The 19,821-nt window shown below is 71.8% G+C and carries 15 protein-coding genes and 1 pseudogene; 6 read left to right on the forward strand and 10 right to left on the reverse strand.

The window, feature by feature from the left end; all coding sequences use genetic code 11:
* Positions 1–86 (forward strand): annotated as a pseudogene (locus tag ACFVWU_RS13635) (NADP oxidoreductase); the annotation flags it as partial.
* Positions 87–143: 57 nt separating this feature from the next.
* Here ACFVWU_RS13635 and ACFVWU_RS13640 read toward each other — a convergent pair.
* On the reverse strand, positions 144–737 hold the full coding sequence (locus ACFVWU_RS13640; RefSeq protein WP_387619329.1) for an isochorismatase family protein: 594 nt from the start codon (positions 735–737) through the stop codon (positions 144–146).
* 324 nt (positions 738–1,061) lie between these two features.
* Here ACFVWU_RS13640 and ACFVWU_RS13645 point away from each other — a divergent pair, with 324 nt between their 5' ends.
* A complete protein-coding gene (locus tag ACFVWU_RS13645; RefSeq protein ID WP_387619331.1) occupies positions 1,062–2,549 on the forward strand; it encodes a protease in 1,488 nt (495 codons plus the stop codon).
* A gap of 86 nt (positions 2,550–2,635) precedes the next feature.
* Here the strand turns inward: ACFVWU_RS13645 and ACFVWU_RS13650 are convergent, their stop codons facing one another.
* The 5 genes from ACFVWU_RS13650 to ACFVWU_RS13670 are packed head-to-tail and all read right to left on the reverse strand — an operon-like array spanning position 2,636 to position 8,583.
* A complete protein-coding gene (locus ACFVWU_RS13650) occupies positions 2,636–3,739 on the reverse strand; it encodes a LacI family DNA-binding transcriptional regulator (protein WP_387619333.1) in 1,104 nt (367 codons plus the stop codon).
* Between the two features lie 29 nt (positions 3,740–3,768).
* On the reverse strand, positions 3,769–5,493 hold the full coding sequence (locus ACFVWU_RS13655; protein ID WP_387619335.1) for a glycoside hydrolase family 36 protein: 1,725 nt from the start codon (positions 5,491–5,493) through the stop codon (positions 3,769–3,771).
* Positions 5,494–5,495: 2 nt separating this feature from the next.
* Complete coding sequence (locus ACFVWU_RS13660; protein ID WP_387619337.1) at positions 5,496–6,323, reverse strand: carbohydrate ABC transporter permease; 828 nt, start codon at positions 6,321–6,323, stop codon at positions 5,496–5,498.
* Entirely contained in the window at positions 6,320–7,243 is a 924-nt protein-coding gene (locus ACFVWU_RS13665) for a carbohydrate ABC transporter permease (protein ID WP_387619339.1), read from the reverse strand. The genes ACFVWU_RS13660 and ACFVWU_RS13665 overlap by 4 nt, the downstream gene beginning before the upstream one ends.
* Positions 7,240–8,583: an extracellular solute-binding protein gene (locus ACFVWU_RS13670; RefSeq protein ID WP_387619341.1), complete on the reverse strand. Its 1,344-nt coding sequence runs from the start codon at positions 8,581–8,583 to the stop codon at positions 7,240–7,242. The genes ACFVWU_RS13665 and ACFVWU_RS13670 overlap by 4 nt, the downstream gene beginning before the upstream one ends.
* A 454-nt stretch (positions 8,584–9,037) precedes the next feature.
* Here ACFVWU_RS13670 and ACFVWU_RS13675 point away from each other — a divergent pair, with 454 nt between their 5' ends.
* Positions 9,038–10,522, forward strand: coding sequence for an IPT/TIG domain-containing protein (locus ACFVWU_RS13675; protein WP_387619496.1), 1,485 nt, complete (start codon positions 9,038–9,040; stop codon positions 10,520–10,522).
* A 228-nt stretch (positions 10,523–10,750) separates the two neighbouring features.
* Here ACFVWU_RS13675 and ACFVWU_RS13680 read toward each other — a convergent pair whose 3' ends face one another.
* Together ACFVWU_RS13680 and lysA are read right to left on the reverse strand one after the other, a co-directional pair.
* On the reverse strand, positions 10,751–11,860 hold the full coding sequence (locus ACFVWU_RS13680; RefSeq protein ID WP_387619343.1) for a hypothetical protein: 1,110 nt from the start codon (positions 11,858–11,860) through the stop codon (positions 10,751–10,753).
* 91 nt (positions 11,861–11,951) lie between these two features.
* On the reverse strand, positions 11,952–13,295 hold the full coding sequence (lysA, locus tag ACFVWU_RS13685; RefSeq protein WP_387619345.1) for a diaminopimelate decarboxylase: 1,344 nt from the start codon (positions 13,293–13,295) through the stop codon (positions 11,952–11,954).
* A gap of 174 nt (positions 13,296–13,469) precedes the next feature.
* Between lysA and ACFVWU_RS13690 the strand changes: the two genes are divergently transcribed.
* The gene (locus ACFVWU_RS13690; protein ID WP_387619348.1) at positions 13,470–15,110 is read left to right on the forward strand and encodes an IS200/IS605 family accessory protein TnpB-related protein; all 1,641 of its coding nucleotides are present in this window, start codon (positions 13,470–13,472) and stop codon (positions 15,108–15,110) included.
* A 10-nt stretch (positions 15,111–15,120) separates the two neighbouring features.
* Here the strand turns inward: ACFVWU_RS13690 and ACFVWU_RS13695 are convergent, their stop codons facing one another.
* The gene (locus ACFVWU_RS13695; RefSeq protein ID WP_387619350.1) at positions 15,121–15,300 is read right to left on the reverse strand and encodes a hypothetical protein; all 180 of its coding nucleotides are present in this window, start codon (positions 15,298–15,300) and stop codon (positions 15,121–15,123) included.
* A gap of 351 nt (positions 15,301–15,651) precedes the next feature.
* On the opposite strand from ACFVWU_RS13695, the gene kdpB reads away from it, so the two are divergent.
* Entirely contained in the window at positions 15,652–17,838 is a 2,187-nt protein-coding gene (gene kdpB / locus ACFVWU_RS13700) for a potassium-transporting ATPase subunit KdpB (RefSeq protein WP_387619353.1), read from the forward strand.
* A 183-nt stretch (positions 17,839–18,021) separates the two neighbouring features.
* Entirely contained in the window at positions 18,022–18,507 is a 486-nt protein-coding gene (locus ACFVWU_RS13705) for a universal stress protein (RefSeq protein WP_387619356.1), read from the forward strand.
* A gap of 25 nt (positions 18,508–18,532) precedes the next feature.
* On the opposite strand, the gene ACFVWU_RS13710 is transcribed toward ACFVWU_RS13705, so the two are convergent.
* Complete coding sequence (locus tag ACFVWU_RS13710; RefSeq protein ID WP_387619359.1) at positions 18,533–19,774, reverse strand: alpha/beta hydrolase; 1,242 nt, start codon at positions 19,772–19,774, stop codon at positions 18,533–18,535.
* Positions 19,775–19,821 lie beyond the last annotated feature (47 nt).

Below are 19,821 nucleotides of genomic sequence, written 5' to 3' on the forward strand. Positions count from 1 at the left end.
TGGACGCCGGCGGGATCGACGACTCCTGGAGCCAGCAGCCCGGCTCCCCGGTGTACGGCCTGCGCGTGGGCGTCGCGCTCAGTTGATGCTGAAAGCGGCGTTGACGGCCGGTGCCGGTGTGCTGCCGGTCACCGGCCGCCCGCTCAGGAGAGCACGACCGGCGCGCCCGTCAGATCGACGCCCGCGCCGCTCAGTTCGGCGAGCGCGGCTTCCGTGGTGTCGGTCGCCACGCCCGCCGTGTAATCCAGCAGCACCCGGGTGTCGAAGCCGGCCTTGACCGCGTCCAGGGCAGTGGCCTTGACGCAGTGGTCGGTGGCGATGCCGACCACGTCAACCGCCTCCACGCCCTGGTCGCGCAGCCAGTCGGCGAGCCGGGTGCCGGCCGCGGTGAAGCCCTCGAAGCCGCTCTTGGACGCCGAGTGGGCGCCCTTGAAGAACACCTCGTCCACCAGGCCGGCCTCGACGGTGGGCGCGAAGGCGGGGTGGAACTCGCCGCCCTCGGTGCCGACCACGCAGTGCACCGGGAAGGAGTCGCGGAAGTCCGGGCGCTCGGAGAAGTGGCCGCCGGGGTCGATGTGGTGGTCCCGCGTGGCGACCACGCGCGCCCAGCCGCCCCGCTCCGGGCCCCGGACCAACTCGGCGATCGCCCGGGCCCGGTCGGCGCCTCCGCCGACCGGGACGCTTCCGCCCTCGCAGAAGTCCTTCTGCACGTCCACCACGATCAGCGCGCGAGCCATCGGCCGTCCTTCCTCAGGGGTTCCCACGGATTCGCGGCCCAGCCTGACGGGTCGACGGCTGTGGACGAAGCAACCGGGCGGCCGTTCACCCGAACGGGTTTCGGGCGGGCCGCCGGGGCACGGTGTGCGAGAACGGCTGCCGATCCGGCGTCCGCCGGGCCATTGAGGCCGGGCCACTCCCAGGCCTACACTCGCGCCCGTCCGTGACCTTCCGTCCCGGACGCCCCCACGTACCCGGGCCGTTCGATCCGACCCGGGTCACCCGCCGACGTCCCCCAACCAACCCTCATGGAGGACTACTTGAAGGCATCAACGATACGCCGCATGCTCCTGGCAGGGGTGAGCAGCCTGGCCCTCGCGGCCTCCGGCGCGCTCGCCGTCCCCACGGTCGGCAGCGCCGTGGCCACCGGCTACCCGGTGGCGCACCCCACAGTGGCCGACTTCGCCCAGGTGTCGACCGGCGCCACTCCCCCCACCCAGACGCAGTGCGCGAGTGCGGGCCGCCGCTGCTTCAGCCCGCAGGCGATCCGGGCCGCCTACAACCTGGGCCCGCTGTACGCCAACGGCTATGACGGCCGCGGCCAGACGATCGCCATCTTCGACTCGTACGGCAGCGACACCATGGCGCACGACCTGCACGTCTTCGACCAGGCGTTCGGCGTCAACGCGATGTGCGGCGAGGAGGGCGTGACCTGCCAGCCGGGCATGCCGACCTTCAGCGAGCTGCACGTCCAGGGTTCGCCGGGCACCACCGCGCCGCCGTCCACCAGCCAGGGCACCGGCCAGGAGAACAAGGCCGCCTGGGCACTCGAGGTCGCGCTCGACGTCGAGACCGCGCACGCGATGGCCCCGGGTGCCAACATCCTGCTGGTCTCCACGCCCACCGCGGAGACGCTCGGCGTCCAGGGCTTCCCCGCCCTGATGAACGCCGAACAGTACGTCGTCGACCACCACTTGGCGAACGTCATCTCGCAGTCCTTCGCCTCCGCCGAGGGGGCCTTCGGCAGCCCCCAGTCGATCGAGCCCCTGCGGCACGCCTTCAAGTCGGCGGCCCTCAACGGCGTCACGGTGCTCGGCTCCTCCGGCGACAACGGCACGGCCGGCTCGGTGAAGACCCCGGTGAAGTCGGGCGGCACCACCCTCCCGTACCCGTCGGTCGAGTGGCCGGCCTCCGACCCGCTGGTGACCGGCGTCGGCGGCACGTACCTGTGCACCGACCCCGACGCGACTGGCGGCCGGACCGTGGACAGCGCCGACAACCCGGGCAAGTGCCAGGCCAACCCCGGTGCGGGTGAGGTCGGTTGGACCAACGCGGGCGGCGGGTTCAGCCAGGTCTTCGACAAGCCCGCCTACCAGTCGGCGCTGCCCGCCGGCTCCACCCCGATCGGCGCCAAGCGCGGCGTGCCGGACGTGTCCCTGCAGGCCGCTTCCAGCACCGGCGCGCTGGTCTACCTGTCGCTGCCGCCGGACGGCTCCTCCGGCCTCAACTGCGGTGGCACGCCGTGCAGCACCGGCTGGTACGACATCGGCGGCACCTCGCTCTCCTGCCCGCAGTGGGCCGGCCTGGTCTCGATCGCGGACCAGATCAACGGCGGCGGCCTCGGCCAGATCAACCCGGCCCTGTACAAGCTGAGCACCGACCCGGCCAAGTACGCGGCCGACTTCAACGACGTCACCCTCGGCAACAACACCGCCGACCCGACGGTGCCGGGCTACCCCGCCACCACCGGCTGGGACCCGATCACCGGTCTCGGCACTCCCAACGCGGCGAACCTGCTGCCCGACCTGGTCAGCGCCGCCCACACCGGGTGAGTCCCCTCGACTGACCGCACGTCGCCCCGTCGAGCCGTTGCCCGACGGGGCGACGTCGTGCGTGAGAAGTCGGCCGGCCCGACCTCTCACGCGGTGTCGGGGCCGGTGTCGACGGACTCGCGCGGGACCGCGCGCCGGGGCGCGGCGGCCGGTCGACCCGAACTCCCCCGCGCCACCAGCTCGCCGGCCAACTCCACCCCCGCCGTCGGCGCCGGCTGCCCGCGCACCTGGTCCAGCAGCCGCCCGACCAGCGAGACGGCGATCGCCTGCAGCGGCAGCCGGACCGAGGTCAGCGCCGGATGGAGATGGCGACAGAGCGGCGTGTCGTGGAAACCGGTGACGGCGACCCCGCCCGGCCCGACCGTCAGCCCCTCCGCCCGCACCGCCTCGTACACGTCCAGTGCCAGCAGGTCGCTGCCCGCCACGACGGCGGTCGGCCGGTCGGGCCCGCGCAGCAGCGCCCGTACCGCCGCGGTCTCCGGGCCCGCGGCCGTCTCCGGGCCCGCGGCCACGAGGGCGGACAGCCCCAGCCGACGGGCCTCCGCGAGGAAGCCCGCCCGCCGCGCCGCCATCCAGGGCAGGTCCTCGGAGGCCCCGAGGTAGCCGATCCTCCGGTGGCCGAGCGCGGCGAGGTGGCGCACCACGGCGGCCATCGCGGCGTCGTTGGCGACGTCCACCCAGTGCTGCGGCTCACCGGGCCCCGTCCGGCCGAAGGTGACGAACGGGACGCCGAGCCGGGCGACGTGCCCGACCCGGGCGTCCTCGCGGACCACGTCCGCCAGAACCAGCCCGTCGACCTGGCGGGCCGCCACCAGTTCGTCGACGGCGGCCGACGGATCCGCCGTGGGCGGGACGGGCCGGAACAGCAGCACCCGCTGTCCCCGGGCCCCGGCCGCGTCGACCAGGGCCTCCAGGAAGCCGGCCATCAGCGGGTTGGGGTCGAAGGGGTCGTCCACCGGGGCGAGGTAGCCGATGGTGCGCCGGGCGCCGCTGCGCAGCGAGCGGGCCGACTGGTCGGGCTGGTAGCCGAGTCCGCGGATCGCCGCGGTCACCCGCGCCAGCGTCGCCGGTCGGACCCGGTGCGGGGCGTTGAGCGCGTTGGAGACGGTCTGCCGGGACACCCCGGCCGCGCGGGCGACCTCCTCGATGGTGGTGGCGCCGCGCCGCGGTCGGCGTGGTCCCTCGGGCATGCCGTCCTCCAGGCCGGTGATCGGGGTGGTCAGGGGCGGCGCAGCGTCAGCAGCCCGCCGCGGGGTACGGGGATCTCCTGCGCCCGGTCGAGCTCGACCTCACCCTGCCGGACGATACGCCCCCGGGCGTCCTGCACGGTGACCGCGGCCGTCCCGCTGCCGCCGGTCAGCCGGACGTCCGGGTCGGCGTCGGCGTTGGCCACCATGAGGGTGCGCCAGCCCGTACCCGCGGCGTCCACCGGCAGGGCTGCGTAGCGGGCCACCACGACGGTCCCGGCGCCGAGGGCGGTGACCATCGGGTACCCGAGGTCCGGACGGGCCGGGCGCAGCTCGCCGAGCTGCAGGGTGTCGAGGTGCGCGCGGAAGACGCCCAGCCAGAAGGCGATCGTCTCCCGCTGGGCGGTGCTCTGGGCGGCGAGGTCGACGGACACCTGCGGCACCGAGAACAGCACGTTGATCAGGTGGCAGGCGATCTGCTCCGGCGGCTCGGCCGGGTGCCACATCAGCATGTCGGAGTGGACCGGGACGGGTCCGGCGGCGAGCCGCAGGTCGACGGTCCGCTGCCGGTTCTCCTGCGGGCCGAGCGGGCAGTCGGTGGCGCGGATCATGGTGACGTAGGGCCACAGGCCCGGACTGACGTACGGCTGGCGGTGCTCGACCATCGCCTCGGGGTCGGCGGCGGTGATCCGGCCGCGGATGGCGGCGAGCAAGCGCTCCACGCCCTCGTCCACGCCCGCGCAGTCCGCCTCCGGGCCGGCGGCGGGGGGCTCGGCGCGGACGAACCAGTCGACGAAGTCGATCTTGAGGCCGTCCATGCCCCACTCCTCGACGGCGCGGGCGAGCCGCTCGGTGAGGAAGTCGCGGACCTCGGGATAGCGCGGGTCGGCGACGATCGCGCCCAGGTGCGCGACGTCGGCGAGGGCGTGGTGTCCGATCTTCCGGTAGGCGGCGCTGTCCTTGCCGATGAACGGCAGTGCGTACCAGAGCAGGTAGCGCACGCCGAGCTCGTGCACCCGACGGACGTGGGCGGCGGTGTCGGGCAGTGAGACCGGCTCCCAGTCACCGCAGTGGGCGTAGCCGCGGGTGCGGTCGGCGGTCATCCAGCCGTCGTCCACGATGATCACGTCCAGGCCGAGCTGTTTGCCGAGCGCGGCCTGGGTCTCGACGCCCTCGGGCGTGATGTCCTGGTGCATCGAGTACCAGGTGGAGTAGGCGGGGCGGCGGGCGGCCTCGGGGATGTCGGCGGTGCGGCCGCTGCCCCACCAGGCGGCGAGGTCGGCCAGGCAGCGGGCGAAGTGCCGCCCCGAGGTGTCGATCCGTACGGTGAGCCGGCCCTCGGCCTGGGCCCAGAACCGGAACTCACCGGTCTCCTCGACCACTCCGGCCCCGGCCAGCACGTCGGGGCGCTCGGCGGCGAAGGCGCACAGCGCGACGTCCCCGGTGCCGACCAGTGCGGCGATCGGCGCGCCGGCCGCGAGGCCGGTACGGCGCGGGGCGCTCCACGCGGCGGGCAGCCAGCCGGTGCCGCGCGGCTCGGGGGTCCAGAAGGCGGTGGCGTCCACGCAGGGGACCCGCCACTCGATCCGCACGTCCCCCGGGCTCTCGGCGCTCACCTCGACCACTCCGTCGGCGACCGCGCGGACGGTGGCCGCGCCGCTCGCCCTCAGGTCCAGGCCCTGCGCGGACAGCGGGCGCAGACCGCCGGCGACGGCGGGGGCGTGCGGTTCCCAGATGTCGTTCGAGGTCTCGGACATGCTCAGCCTTTCGTGGCGCCGGCCAGCAGGCCGGAGATGAACTGCCGCTGGAGGACCAGGAAGAGGACCATCATCGGCAGGGTGGACAGCGCGGTGCCGGCGAGGATCGCGCCGTAGTCGGTGGTGCTCTTGTTGCCGTACAGGGTCGCGAGGGCCACCGGCAGGGTGTGCATGTCCGGGCTGCGCAGGGCGATCAGCGGCCAGGCGAACTGGTTCCAGGAGCCCAGGAACAGGAAGATCGAGAGAGCCGCCAGGACCGGCCGCATGACCGGGACGACGACGCTCCACAGCACCCGGAACTCGCCGGCGCCGTCGACCCGGGCGGCGTCGAGCAGTTCGTCCGGCAGGCCGCTCAGCGACTGGCGCATCAGGAAGATCGCGAAGGGCACGCACAGGCCGGGCAGGATGATCGCCTGGTAGGAGTCGAGCAGCCCGAAACTCATCATCATCTTGAACAGCGGTACCAGCATGACCTGTTCGGGCACCACGAGGGTGGAGAGCAGCAGCGCGAAGAGCAGGGTGCGGCCGCGGAAGCGGAACTTGGCGAAGGCGTAGCCGGCGAGCAGCGCGACGATCAGCGCGCCGGCCGTCTGGACTCCGGCCACCAGCAACGAGTTTCCGATCACCCGGAGCAGCCCGATCCGGCGCTGGAGCCGGTCCAGGTTGTCGCCGAGGTGGCCCCCGGGGAGCAGTGCGGGCGGCCAGTCGAAGATATCGGTGTCCTTCCGGGTGGTGGCGATCACCAGCCAGTAGAACGGACCGATGGACAGGCCGGTGACGGCGGCGAGGAGGAAGGTCAGCGGCCAGCCGCGCAGTTTCCTGAGGTTCATCTGTCCTTGTCCCCCATCAGGCGCATCTGGACCGCGCCGAGCACGGACACCAGCAGGGTGAGCGCGTAGGCGATGGCGGAGGCGTAGCCGAAGTCGAAGTACCGGAAGCCGTTCTGGTACAGGTACATGGACACGGTCAGGGTGGCGTTGTCCGGGCCGCCGCCGGTCAACACGTATGGCTCGTCGAAGAGTTGGAGCGTGCCGATGGTGGACAGCACGACGGTGAACAGCAGCACCGGACGCAGCGCGGGGACGGTGACGGCGGTGAAGCGGCGGATCGGTCCGGCGCCGTCGACCATCGCGGCCTCGTACAGCTCCCGGGGGATGGACTGCAGACCGGCCAGGTAGATGACGGCGTTGTAGCCGGTGTAGTGCCAGGTGAGCACCAGGACGACCGACATCCGGGCCCAGAACGGCTGGCCGAGCCAGTCGACGGTGGGCAGGCCGACCGCGTCGAGCAGCCAGTTGACCGCGCCGTCGTCGGTCCTGAGCAGGAAGGCGAACATCACGCCGGTGGCGACCAGGCCGGTGACGGCGGGCATGAAGACGCCGAGTCGCCACACGGCGCGCCAGCGCACCAGGGCGGAGTTGATGCCGACGGCCATCAGCAGGGCCAGGCCGAGCATCAGCGGAACCTGCACGACGAGGATCTCGCCGGTGTTGCGCAGGGCCGTCCAGAACAGCGGATCGTCCAGCAGGCGGCGGTAGTTGGCGAGTCCGGCGGCGCGGGTGGCGGTGCCGGATCCGGTGGTGAAGGAGAGCAGCAGCGAGTCGACGATCGGGTAGGCCTTGAACACGCCGAAGGTGACCAGGGCGGGGGCGAGCAGCAGGTACGGCAGGGCGGTGCGGCGCCACTGGGGACGGCGGCGGGTCCGTGCGGCCTTCTCGGCGAGGACGACGGGTTGGGCGGCGGCGGTCATGCGATGCCGCGTCCGGTCTGCTGGGCGAGCTGCTTGGCGGCGTCCTGGAGGACGGCGGCGGGGTCGCCGCCCTTGAGGAAGACCTTGGTCTGGGCGTCGCCGGCGAGCTTGAGGGCGCGGGCGTAGTCGCCGGAGTAGTTGGTCGGGTCGCCGCCGTCGACGGCCAGGTCGGCGAAGGTCTTCAGGACGGGCTGGCCGCCGAAGTACGGGTGGGGCGCGGCGTACATCGGGCCGGTGTAGGCCGCGGTGAGCGCGGGGAAGACGCCGCCGGCCTCGAACATGCTGTTGACGGAGTCGGGGCGGGTGAGCGCGTACTCGACGAACTTCCAGGCGGCGCGGCGGCGCGGGCTGGCGGCGGAGACGGCCAGGTGGGTGGAGTTGACCAGGGCGGTGCGCTTGCCACCCGGGGTGACGGCCGGGGGCTTGGCGAGGCGCCAGTTGCCGGTCTGGTCGGCGAACTTGGACTCCAGGTAGTGCGCGGCCCAGGCGGGCGTCGGGGCGACGGCGAGCTTGCCCGCCTTCATCGCGGTGGCCCAGCCCTGGTCGCCGGGGACGTCGGCGATCAGTCCGGCGTCCTCCAGGCGCTTGATGGTGGTGAGGGCCCGCACACCCGGCTCGGAGGCGAGGGTGATCCTGCCCTGGAGGTCGAAGTAGAACGCGCCCTGGAGCTGCATGAGGGACTGCAGGAAGTCCAGGTCGGGGGCCGGGTTGGCGGCCTTGCTGATGCCGATGAGGGAGATGCCCGGGTTGGCGGCCTTGAACCGGTCGGCGACGGCGATCAGGTCGTCCCAGGTGGCGAGGGCGGTGGGGTCGATGCCCGCCTTGTCGAAGTAGTCCTTGCGGTAGAAGAAGCCCAGCGGGTTGACCTCCCAGGGCATGGCGTAGACGTGCCCGTCCTTGCCGGTGACGACGGGCCACAGGCCCTTGGCGAACGTGTCCTTGTGCGCGTCGGCGCCGTAGGCGGAGAGGTCGGCGAGGCCGCCGGGGAACTTCTCCAGGTAGCCGGGCAGGTAGTCGCAGCCGATGTGCAGGACGTCGCCGAGGCCCTGGCCGCCGGCCGCGAGGCCGACCGTGATCTTGTCCCAGATGGCCGGGTTGCCGATGTCCTGCACGTCGACCTTGATGCCGGGGTTGTCCTTCTCGAAGGCCGGGACGACTCCACGCAGGGCGGCGGCGGCCGTGGCCCAGGACCAGACGGTGACGGTGCCGGTGTCGGCGTCCCCGCCCGAACCGCCACCCGAGCCGGACGATCCGCAGGCCGCGAGGGTGCCGCCGGCGGCCAGGGCCAGCAGGCCGGCCCCGGAGGTGCGGAGCAGGTCTCGACGGGAAAGGTGTGACATTGCATTCCTCTCTGTGGGCGACGCAGGAGGGCAAGGGAGGGAAGGGAGTGCTGCGGGGCGACGTTCAGTTTGAACGTTCAAACACACAAAACAAAGCAGAACCCAACAGGTTCGCACGAGCGGGAGCCAGCAAACGCCTGCCCGCCGCACGCCGTCAACCCCTGCGCACGTGGCGAGCGGGCTCCGAGACCGATCCGTTATCAGTGCACACCCGACTCGGCAACCGCACACGCGTGTGACGGACGGCCAACGAGGTGAACCTGGTCAACCTGCAGGCAGGAAAAGCACCGGACGGTGCGGGCGGGAGGTCTGATTGTGCGCGATCCATTCTGACGGTCGGTTCGGCACAGGCCTGCCCTGATGCTGCCGAAAGGCCGTCCCGCCTCCGCACCGGCACAACATCCGAGGAGCAGGAACGACGATGGCACCCGATCCGACAATCGCCCAAGTGACCATGACCCTGGCTGCCCTTGCGTCCACCGGGGCCACCCCGCGTCCGTCCGGGGAAAGCCTGGAGCACCAGACCGCACGGATCATCACCGGCATCAACGCGCAACTGAGCGATCCCTCCCTCGCGACGCAGGGCGCGTGGCAGCTGGTGTGGCTCGCCCTGAGCGACGCCAACGCCAACATGGCCTACATCGCGAAGAGCACCAACGGCTCGAACGAGTTCGCCGTGGCCGCCCGCGGAACCGACGCCGACTGGACCGACATCTTCGAGGACATCGAGGTCGGCAAAGTCGTCCCGTTCCCCGAGAGCGGATCGCCGAAGCCCTACGTTTCCAAGGGGGCGAAGGATGCGTTCGACCGGGTTGCCAACGCCGTCTCGATCGCCTCGCCCTCCCCGAACCTCACGCTCGTCCAGGCGCTCGCCGCCGCGATCCAGGCGGCGCCCACCTCGCCGCAGCCGACCGTCTACCTGACCGGTCACAGCCTCGGCGGTTGCATCGCCAGCATGCTCGCGCCGTACCTGCAGGCACAGGCGAAGACCTGGAAGAAACAGCCGAAGTTCGCGGTGATCACCTATGCCGCTCCCACTGCCGGCGTGCAGAGCTTCGTCGACTACTTCAACTCCCTGTCGTGGGTCATCGACGAGCGTCAGAACAACGCCTACGACCTGGTACCGCACGCGTGGGCAGATCTCGACACCACCGCCGGCTGGTACCCGAGCCCGGGACCGCAGGCGACCGACGAGGTGAAGCTGCTCATCGGGACGTTCGCCCAGAGCACCAAGGGCAACGTCTACGTCCAACCCGGCACGCTCTGCCTGATGAACACCGGATACACGAGCCTCAACAAGAGCCTGGTCAACAAGACCACCCAGGACTTCCTCGGCCAGGTCGCCTTCCAGCACGCCAACGACACCTACCTGGACCTGGTGGGGGCGCCTGACCTCCCTCCCAGGCCGGAGGTGACGAACGTGACCCCTTCCTTCGGCAAAGCGGGCGACACGGTGACCATCAACGGCACCGGCTTCAGTCCGGACAGCGTGGTCGACTTCGACCAATTCGCCTGCACCACGTTCACCATCGACCCCTCCGGCATCAAGATCACCGCTCAGGTCCCCGACGGAACCGGCGTCGTCCACACCGGCGTCGTCCACGTCCGCGTCACCAACACCCTCGGCACTTCCCCGGCCGTCGCGATGGGGCAGTTCGCCTATGGCGGACCCCCGCCCGTGGTGGTCAGTGCGGTCAGCCCGACCAGCGGAAATGTCGGCACCCCGGTCACCATCAGCGGCGAGGGCTTCGCCCAGGGCGCCACCGTGTACTTCAAGGACAAGGCATCCGACTCGGTCAGGTTCGTCAACACCGGCCAGATCATCGCGACCGCGCCCGGTCTGCTCGACGTCCACCAGACGGTTGACATCACCGTGAAGGTCGGCCAGGCCACCTCTCCCAAGAGCCCGGCGGACGAGTTCACCTACACCGGGCGGTAGCGTCCGCGCGCTCCGTTCCCGCCTCGTCGAGACACCCGGCTCGCCCGCGGCATCGGACGACAGTGCGCGGCGTACAGCGGCTTGGCCTCCGGTCGGTCCCTGTTCGCCACGGCGCGTGAACGGCCTTCGTCGCCGCCATCAAGGCGGGCGAACTGCCCAGCACCTGAACACACTTGCGCGAGAAGTCGGCTCGGCCGACTTCTCGCGCAATGCTCAGGCCCCAGCTCGTCATGCGCGGTAGCGTCGAACGGCCTGGGCCTCGGCCCGTTCGACCGTCGCTCGCCCGTGGACGTGGACCAGCGCCAGGTGGAACAGTGCCGGGGCCGCCGGGGCCCAGCGGTGGATGCGGTCGGGGTGGAGCAGGTATCCCGCCACCGTGGCAGCGCGGAAGGGGACGTAGTCGATGGTCTCGTGTTCCCACCGGTCGGCGACCCCTCGGCTCAGCCGGTCCTGGAGGCCCTGGCGGGTCAGCTCGTTCAGGCGGGCGTAGAAGTGGGCGCTCCAGTGGCGCTTCTCCACGTCCAGCACGAAGGCCAGGAGTTCGAGCGAGTACTCGTGCGGCTCCAGCGACAGTTCCTCCCGCATGCCGCGCCGGGCGACCGCGTGGAGGACCGGTGCACTCCTGCCGGACGAGTCGATCTGCCGTGACACGCCCTCGTTGACGGAGGAGTTCCAGGTGCCCGGCGCTATCCGGACCCGGTTGCTCCGCTGACTGACGACCAGCATGTCGTCGGCGGTCACCACGGCGACGTTGACACCCAGGCTGCACTGCAGGAACGCCGGCGCTTCCAGCGGGCGATCGGGGTCGAGGTAGCGGGACCGCAGGGTGGATCCGTCGGGCGTCCGACGGTCGAGTTGCTGGGCCGCGAGGAAGGTGTAGTAGTCCGTGGGCCGCAGTCGCAGGCGGACCTCGGGATGCTCCTCGACGGGCGTCCGGGAGATGTCGAGCGACTCGACCGCGTACCGGAGACCGTTCCAGACCGGCGTCCGGCCCTCTTCCTGGAGCCGGCTGCTCTCGGCCGCTATCTCGTCCCACCAGTGCGCTATCTCGCCCGGGAGCCTGGTCTCGCCGTCGAGGACCTGGATGTGAACGCCCTCGGCGGGGATGGGGTGTTCGCCGTCGCCCTCGACGATCAGCGCCGAGGTGTGGAGCGGCCCCAGCGAGAAGGTCGTCCATGACGGACTCGACTCCGACCTGGACCGAAGGCTTCGCACCGCGCCGACCGAGCGCCGGCGTACCTTGAACCATGCGTCCTGCAAGGGCTGTTGGAACAGCACCGCGAACAGCATCCCGATCACGGCGCCGGCAACGCCGTTGACCACATCCACTCCGCCCATGCGGCGGAGCGTAGCGGGGACGGCCGGGCCTCGCGGGATCTTGGCACTTCCGTTATCCCGGGACGGCGCGCGGGAAGTCGGCCGGGCCCGCTCAGCGGCCGACCTCGCGCAGACGGAAGTCCTCGACCGTCTCGCGGCGGATCAGCAGGCGGGCGCGCCCGTCCTTCACCGCCGCCACGGCCGGGCGGCCGACCAGGTTGTAGCCCGAGGCCATCGACAGCTGGTACGCGCCGGCGGCGGGTACCGCGAGCAGGTCTCCCGGGCGCAGGTCGGCGGGCAGGACCGCGTCGCGCACCAGCACGTCGCCGGCCTCGCAGTGGCGGCCGACCACGTCCATGCGGGCCGTGCCAGCGTCCGAGCGGCGCCCCACCAACCGTACGCTGTAGGGCGATCCGTACAGCGCCGGGCGCGGGTTGTCGCTCATCCCGCCGTCCACCGCGACGAAGCAGCTGCCGTCGGCGGTGTGCTTGAGAGACAGCACCCGGTAGACCGCCACGGCGGCCGGTCCCGCGATGGCACGGCCCGGCTCGACCACCAGGCGCGGTACCTCCAAGTCCGCCTCGGCGCAGCGCACCGCCAGTCGGTCGGTGACTCGGACGGCGAACTCGGCGAGGTCCAACTCCGCGTCCCCGGGCAGGTAGCGGATGCCGTGGCCGCCGCCGAGGTCCAGCTCCGGCAGTTCCACGCCGTGCCGCTCCCGGACCTCGGCGAGCAGCCGTACCAGGGCGTCCACCGCCCGCAGGTACGGTTCCACCTCGGTGATCTGCGAGCCCAGGTGGCAGTGCAGGCCCGCCAGTTCGAGGCCGGGCTGGTCAAGCACCCGGGCGATCGCGTCGGCCGCGTCGCCGCCCTCGATCGGGAAGCCGAACTTCTGCCCGCCGATGCCGGTTCGCACCGCCGCGTGGTGTCCGGCGGCGATCCCGGGGACGACCCGGACCAGCACCTTCTGCGGGGTGTCGGCAGCCACCAGCGCCGCGAGCCGGGCGATCTCGGCCGGGCCGTCGATGACGATCCGCCCGACCCGCAGCCGCCGCGCCAACCGCAGCTCCTCCGGGGACTTGGCGTTGCCGTGCAGCAGGATCCGCTGCGCCGGGAACCCGGCCGAGACGGCCAACCACAGCTCGCCCGAGGAGCAGACGTCCAGGCCCAGCCCCTCCTCCACGACCCACTCGGCCATCGCACTGCACAGGAAGGCCTTGGCCGCGTACAGCACGTCGGCGTGCGGCAGCGCCCGGCGGTAGGCCCGCGCCCGGGCGCGCACCTCGCCCTCGTCCAGGACGTACAGCGGGGTGCCGAACCGCTCGGCGGCCTCGGCCAGCCCGACCCCGCCGACCAGCACCTCGCCGCCCGGACCGGGCCGCGCCGAGGCCGGCCAGGGTCCGCCGAGCGCGTCGGCGGGGGCGGTGGGGACGGGTGGGGCGATGAGCTGGGTCATGGCGGCTACTCCTACGAAAGGTCGAGAAAGGGGGTTGTGAACTGCTGTGGATTGAGGTCGTTTTGGTGCCCATAGGTGTCCATGAGTTTGTTGTCGATGACGGATTGTCGGATCGATGGGACGTCTGTCGGTGGTGTGTGTGAGGGTGGTGGCACTGACGGGGAGGGGGATGACGTGACCGGGCCGAAGAGGAAGCTCAGGCGGATCGACGCGCCGTTCGTTTCCCTTGGCCCGTCGGGTGTGACGGTCCGTGACCGTCTCAGGGGCCTTACGCCCGAGGATGAGGAGGTGCTGCGGCTGGTCGGCGGGCATATGGGTGCTCTGGCGTCGCGGGACCTGAAGGCGCGCTGCGCGGACGGGCTGGAGCACGGTAAGGAGACGTGGGCCGCGCGTAAACGTGACCTGACCGTGGAGTCGTCGTCTCGCTGGGCCGGTTCGGTCACGAAAGCGACGCATGACCAGTGGGCGCTGGCCCGGCGTGGGCAGGCCGCGTACCTGGACTCGTTGGACACGGGCATCCGAATGCTGCGCCACCGGCTGTCGCTGCCGGTCGGGCAGAAGGGCACCAAGCGCGTACCCGGTGGCTACCGCTCCAGGCACGAGTGGTTCGTCAAGTCCCGTCGGCTCGCGGCGCTGGAGGAGCGGTACGCGGCCGCCCGGGCCGATGGTGAGGCCGGTCGCGTGCATGTGGCGCGCGGTGGGCGGATGCTGAACACCCGGCACAACCTGGCCGCCGCCGGTCTCACTGAAGCCGGCTGGCGAAAGCGGTGGGAGGCGTCCCGCTGGTTCCTGTCCGCTGACGGGGAGTCGGGCAAGCGGTTCGGCAACGAGACGATCCGGGTCACCCCGGACGGTGAGGTGTCGATCAAGCTGCCCGCGCCGCTCGCCGAGCATGCGAACGCCACCAGCGGCCGGTACGTCCTGGCCGCGAAGGTGGCATTCGCGCACCGGGGCACCGAGTGGGCCGACCGGATCGAGGGCAACCTGGCGGTGGCGTACCGCATCCACCTGGACGTGGAACGCGGGCGCTGGTACCTGGACGCGTCCTGGACCCGGCCGGTAGTGCGGACGATGCCGCTGGAGGCGGCCCGCGCGGCCGGGATGGTCGGGGTGGACACCAACGCCGACCACTTCGCGTGCTGGCGTCTCGACACGCACGGCAACCCGGTCGGTGACCCCGCGCGGTTCCCCTACGACCTTTCCGGCACCGCAAGCCACCGCGATGCGCAGATCCGCCACGCCATCAGCCAATTGCTGCACTGGGCCAAGCGGTCCGGCGTGGCCGCGATCGGCCTGGAGAACCTGGACTTCACCGCCGAGACCACCCGTGAGAAACACGGCCGCAAGAAGCGGTTCCGGCAGCTCATCTCCGGCCTCCCCACCGGAAAGCTTCGTGCCCGGCTCGTCTCCATGGCCGCCGAGCTGGACATGGTCATCGTCGCCGTGGACCCCGCCTACACCTCCCGATGGGGCGCGCAGCACTGGCAGAAGCCGTTCACGACACCCACCCGTAAGACCACCCGACACGACAGCGCTGCTGTCGCGATCGGGCGACGCGCCCTCGGACACCCGATCCGGCGACGGACAACACCGCCCCACGACGACCGGAGCGATCGTCGTGGGCATCGGACCGTCCAGGCCCCATCGGGCATCCGGGGGCGTGAGGAAACCCGCCGCCCCGTCACGGACCGTAGCCGCGAGCTGCGCGCCCGAACGGGGACCACGAGAACGCGGGCGACCAGCGCACCCAAAACCGTTCGGGATGCGCGCAGTGCCGGAACGTGGGTCCAAGACTCACTCCTGCTCACTGATTAGGAACGGTGGGTCAGTCCTCGTAGTGCATCGCGAAGCGGCAGTGCGCCGGGCGGGTCCGGGCCTGGTCGACCGCAGCGGCCTCCGAGGGCGGCTCCGGGCGGTCCTGGCGTCCGGCGGCAGGCACCAGGCGGATGGTGCGCTCCTGCGGCCGGTCGGCGTCGACGTCGATGACGGCGGTGGCGGTGGTCACGGCGGGCTCCTCGGGTCTGCGGGGTCGTCGTCCGGCGACCCTCGGTTCCAGTGGAGACCTTCCGTACGCCGATGGCACCGGTCCTTGACGCACGGCCTACGCATCGGGGGCGCACCTTGACGACTTCCTGACGTCCCCCTCGTTCCAGCCCCTGCGAACGGCCGTTCGTGCAGGTCGAAGTCGAATCGATCATGGTGTCAGGGAACTGTCAAAGACGGCCGGTTCCCCGCCAAGCCTGCGTCAAGAGCCGCATGGCGCGGCCGGATCCGGTGGTGGGCTGTCGGCCGTTCCCCGTCGCCACCGAGCCCGCCGCCCCGCCGCTTCGGGGCGGCCCGGAAGGTCCCCGAGACGATGCGCCGTTCGGCCCTCACCACACCGGATGCCACCGACCACCAGCAGAACTGGTTCCGCCGCCCGGCGCCCGCGCCCGAGCGACCCCCGCAGCACCATCCGAGCCACCGCCCCTCCTCACCCAGAGGCCGCCGCACGCTGATCACCCGACGGCAGCTGGCCGAGGCGCTGCCCGCCGCCGTCCGGAAGCTCGACCCGCGTGTGATGACGCGCAACCCGGTGATGCTCGTGGTCGAGACCGGCTCCGCGCTCACCACCATCAGCGCGGTGATCCACCCGAGCGTCTTCGCCTGGGTGATCTCCTTCTGGCTCTGGCTGACCGTGCTGTTCGCCAACCTCGCCGAGGCCGTGGCGGAGAGCCGGGGCAAGGCGCAGGCCGACTCGCTGCGCCGCGCCCAGGCCGGGACGACGGCCCGACGGCTGCTGCACTGGCGGGTCGGCACCCGCGACCACCGCCACGAGGTGCTCCCTGCCGAGGAGTTGATGCTGCACGACATCGTGCTCGTCCCCGCCGGGGAGGTGATCCCGCAGGACGGCGAGGTGGTCGAGGGCGTCGCCAGCGTCGACGAGTCGGCGATCACCGGGGAGTCCGCGCCGGTGATCCGCGAGTCCGGCGGCGACCGCACCGGCGTCACCGGCGCCACCTTGGTGCTCTCCGACCATCTGATCGTGCGGGTCACCTCGCGCCCCGGGCAGAGCTTCGTGGACCGGATGATCGCCCTGGTCGAGGGCGCCAACCGGCAGAAGACGCCGAACGAGATCGCGCTGAACATCCTGCTCGCCTCGCTGACCATCATCTTCCTGCTCTCAGTCGTCTCGCTCCAGCCGATGGCCATCTACGCCCACGCACCGCAGACCACGATCGTGCTGGTCGCGCTGATGGTCGCGCTGATCCCGACCACGATCGGCGCCCTGCTGTCCGCGATCGGCATCGCCGGAATGGACCGGCTGGTGCAGCGCAACGTGATCGCCCTGTCCGGCCGGGCAGTTGAGGCCGCAGGCGACGTCGACGTGCTGCTCCTCGACAAGACCGGCACCATCACCCACGGCAACCGCCGGGCCGTCGCGCTGCACCCGCTGCCCGGCGCCACGATGGAACAGCTCGCCGAGGCCGCGCAGTTGGCGTCCGTCGCGGACGAGACCCCGGAGGGGCGCTCACTGATCGAACTGACGAACCGTCAGTACTGGGTCCCGCCAAGGGCCCCCGGCGAACTGGGCGAGCAGCAGCCAGTTCCGTTCACCGCGCACAGCCGGATGAGCGGCGTCGACCTGCGCTGGTCGGACGGCAACGGCTGCCTGATCCGCAAGGGCGCGGCCGCGGCCGTCGCCCGCTGGGTGGAGGACTGCGGCGGGCGGCTGCCGATGGAGGCCAAGCCGTTGGTGGACCGGATCGCCGAGACCGGCGGCACTCCGCTGCTGGTCGCCGTGCACGACCGGCACGGCGCGCGGGCGCTCGGCGTGGTCGAGCTCAAGGACGTGGTCAAGGAGGGCATCGCCGAACGCTTCGCCGAGCTGCGGCGGATGGGCATCCGCACCGTCATGGTCACCGGCGACAACCCGCTGACCGCCAAGGCGATCGCGGCGGAGGCCGGCGTGGACGACTTCCTCGCCGAGGCCACCCCGGAGGACAAGCTCGCCCACCTGCGGCGCGAGCAGGCCGCCGGGAACATGGTCGCGATGACCGGTGACGGCACCAACGACGCCCCCGCCCTCGCCCAGGCCGACGTCGGCGTCGCGATGAACTCCGGCACCCCGGCCGCCAAGGAGGCCGGCAACATGGTCGACCTCGACTCCAACCCGGCCAAGCTGATCGACATCATCCGCGTGGGCAAGCAACTCCTCATCACCCGGGGAGCGTTGACCACCTTCTCGATCACCAACGACGTGGCCAAGTTCTTCGCGATCATCCCCGCGATGTTCGCGAACGCCTACCCCGGGCTGCACCACCTCAACATCATGGAACTGCACAGCCCCACCTCGGCGATCGCCTCCGCGATCATCTTCAACGCGCTGATCATCATCGCGCTGATCCCGCTGGCGCTGCGCGGCGTGCGCTACCAGCCCGCCTCCGCGACCGACCTGCTCCGGCGCAACCTGCGGGTGTACGGGCTGGGCGGGCTGATCCTGCCGTTCCTCGGGATCAAGGCGATCGACCTGCTGATCCAGTTCGTGCCGGGACTGGGCTGAATCCCTCCGGAGCGGCGGACCTGTCAGTAGGCCGTCAAGATGTGCACGACCGGCGTCATGACGGTGTCAGCGGCCGTACGGACGGCGCTGTTCCGGGGTTCACTGGAGTCATCCGAAGCAAGGAGTACCGAACCGGCGGAACTCGACCGGAGTGAACTACCGGAGAGACGGAGGCGAACGGCCATGACCGGCACAAACCGAGTGATCGTCGGCCTGAGCGGATCACTGAGCAGTCTGGCCGCCCTCTACCACGCCGTCGGCGAGGCGGCCCGGCACGAGGCCGTGCTCGTGCCCGTCGCCGCGTGGACGGCGGGCGACAAGGACGGGCTGCGCCCGCTCTCCGAGCTGGAGCACGCCGCCCGGCGGCGGCTGGACATCGCCTTCGAGCAGGCCTACGGCGGCTACCCGTCCGGCCTGGTCATCCACCCCATGGTGGTGAACGCCGAGCCGGGACCCGCCCTGGTCGGCGCCGTCACCGGCCCGGACGACCTGCTCGTCCTGGGCGCCGCCACCCGGCGCGGCCTCGACCGGCTGCGCGGCGCGTCGGTCGCCCGGCACTGCCGGCACCGGGCCGGCTGCCGGGTGGTCGAGGTCTCGCCGTCGGCGCTGCTGACCCGGCTCGAACTTCCCGCCCGTACGGGGGCACCACTGCCGCTGCTCGCGCGGTGAGCACGCGGCCCGCCCGACGCGCCCGCTACGCCGGATCCGCCAGGTGCGCGCTGAGCCAGCTGAGCGAGGGCGGGATCAACCGGTCCCAGGTGGTGAAGTTGTGGCCGCCGGTGTCCACCGTCGCCTGGGCCACCACCAGGGGCGGACGGGCGGACGCCGCGAACGCCGTGGAGTCGGCGTAGGTGCTGCCGTCCTCCTTGCTGTCGGCGAGCAGCACGGCGAGCGCGGGCGGCGGCAGGTGGGTGAGGCGCCAGTCGAGGTTCGCCTCGTCGCGGCGCTGCTGGCTGCCGCCGAAGAGGTCGCCGGTGGTCACGTCCTCCGGGGCCTTGAAGTAGCCGGAGAGCGAGGCCACGGCAGGGAAGACCGCCGGGTGCTCCATACCGAGCTTGAGGGCGCAGTAGCCGCCGGTCGAATCGCCCATGGCGCCCAGGCCGTCCGCACCGCCCAGCACCCGGTAGGAGGCCCGCAGGTCGGCGGGCACGTCGGTGGTGAAGTAGGTCTGTGCCTGCGGGCCGTGCGGGATGTCCTCGCACTCGCTGTCCCGGGGCATACTGGGCGAGGGCCGCATCAGCACCAGTACGGTCGGCTTCATCGTCCCCTTGTGCAGCAGGTCGAGTTCGGTGGCCGGGTAACGCAGCTTGGTGACCAGGTTCTTGGCGTCCCCGGGGAAGCCGGTCATCACCAGCACGGCAGGGAAGTGCCGGCCCTCGTTGCCGGGCTGGAAGTACTGCGGCGGCAGGTAGACGTACCCGTCGGTGCTCAGCCCGGTGGTGGTACCGGGCAGCCGGACCTGGTCGAGCCGGCCGATCCGGGCCGGGTCCCGGTTGGCCGAGTCGGCGCCGGTGATCTCCGCCGTGCCGAGCGCCTGCACCCCGGGGTGCCCGCCCGCCGGAGTGCCGCCGGCGGGCGGGGTGGCGCCGGCGCCCGGGGTACCGCCGGCGCCCGGAGTGCCGCCGGCGCCCGGGGTGATGCTGCTGCCCGGGGTGATGCTGGTGCCCGGGGTGGCTCCGGCGCCCTGGATGACACCGGCGCCGTGCTCGCGCCCCAGCAGGTCGGACCAGCTGCTGTAGAAGATGAAGTAGTCGTTGACGGCGAGCCCGAGGGTGGCGAGCAGGACCACCTGGGTGAGGGCGATGGTGCCCAGCCGCAGGAACATCGCGGGCCAGCTGCGGACGGCGAGCTTGGGCCAGACCCAGAGCGTGCCGAGCACGGTGGCCACCGCGAGCAACGCCGCCAGCGCCAGCAGTCTGTGACTGGTGAGTCCCATGCGTCCCGGCCTCCCCTACTACTGTGGACCACCGGCCGCGAAAGAGG

Source organism: Kitasatospora sp. NPDC058190 (assembly GCF_042883685.1).
In the GTDB taxonomy this organism is placed as follows: domain Bacteria; phylum Actinomycetota; class Actinomycetes; order Streptomycetales; family Streptomycetaceae; genus Kitasatospora.

Coding starts and splice junctions, on each gene's coding strand:
- ACFVWU_RS13640 (WP_387619329.1), bottom strand. CDS start 737: ATGGCTCGCGCGCTGATCGTGGTGGACGTGCAGAAGGACTTCTGCGAG.
- ACFVWU_RS13650 (WP_387619333.1), bottom strand. CDS start 3,739: ATGCCCGAGGGACCACGCCGACCGCGGCGCGGCGCCACCACCATCGAG.
- lysA (WP_387619345.1), bottom strand. CDS start 13,295: ATGACCCAGCTCATCGCCCCACCCGTCCCCACCGCCCCCGCCGACGCG.
- ACFVWU_RS13670 (WP_387619341.1), bottom strand. CDS start 8,583: ATGTCACACCTTTCCCGTCGAGACCTGCTCCGCACCTCCGGGGCCGGC.
- ACFVWU_RS13680 (WP_387619343.1), bottom strand. CDS start 11,860: ATGGGCGGAGTGGATGTGGTCAACGGCGTTGCCGGCGCCGTGATCGGG.
- ACFVWU_RS13645 (WP_387619331.1), top strand. CDS start 1,062: ATGCTCCTGGCAGGGGTGAGCAGCCTGGCCCTCGCGGCCTCCGGCGCG.
- ACFVWU_RS13705 (WP_387619356.1), top strand. CDS start 18,022: ATGACCGGCACAAACCGAGTGATCGTCGGCCTGAGCGGATCACTGAGC.
- ACFVWU_RS13660 (WP_387619337.1), bottom strand. CDS start 6,323: ATGAACCTCAGGAAACTGCGCGGCTGGCCGCTGACCTTCCTCCTCGCC.
- ACFVWU_RS13710 (WP_387619359.1), bottom strand. CDS start 19,774: ATGGGACTCACCAGTCACAGACTGCTGGCGCTGGCGGCGTTGCTCGCG.
- ACFVWU_RS13675 (WP_387619496.1), top strand. CDS start 9,038: ATGACCCTGGCTGCCCTTGCGTCCACCGGGGCCACCCCGCGTCCGTCC.
- ACFVWU_RS13655 (WP_387619335.1), bottom strand. CDS start 5,493: ATGTCCGAGACCTCGAACGACATCTGGGAACCGCACGCCCCCGCCGTC.
- ACFVWU_RS13665 (WP_387619339.1), bottom strand. CDS start 7,243: ATGACCGCCGCCGCCCAACCCGTCGTCCTCGCCGAGAAGGCCGCACGG.
- kdpB (WP_387619353.1), top strand. CDS start 15,652: ATGCGCCGTTCGGCCCTCACCACACCGGATGCCACCGACCACCAGCAG.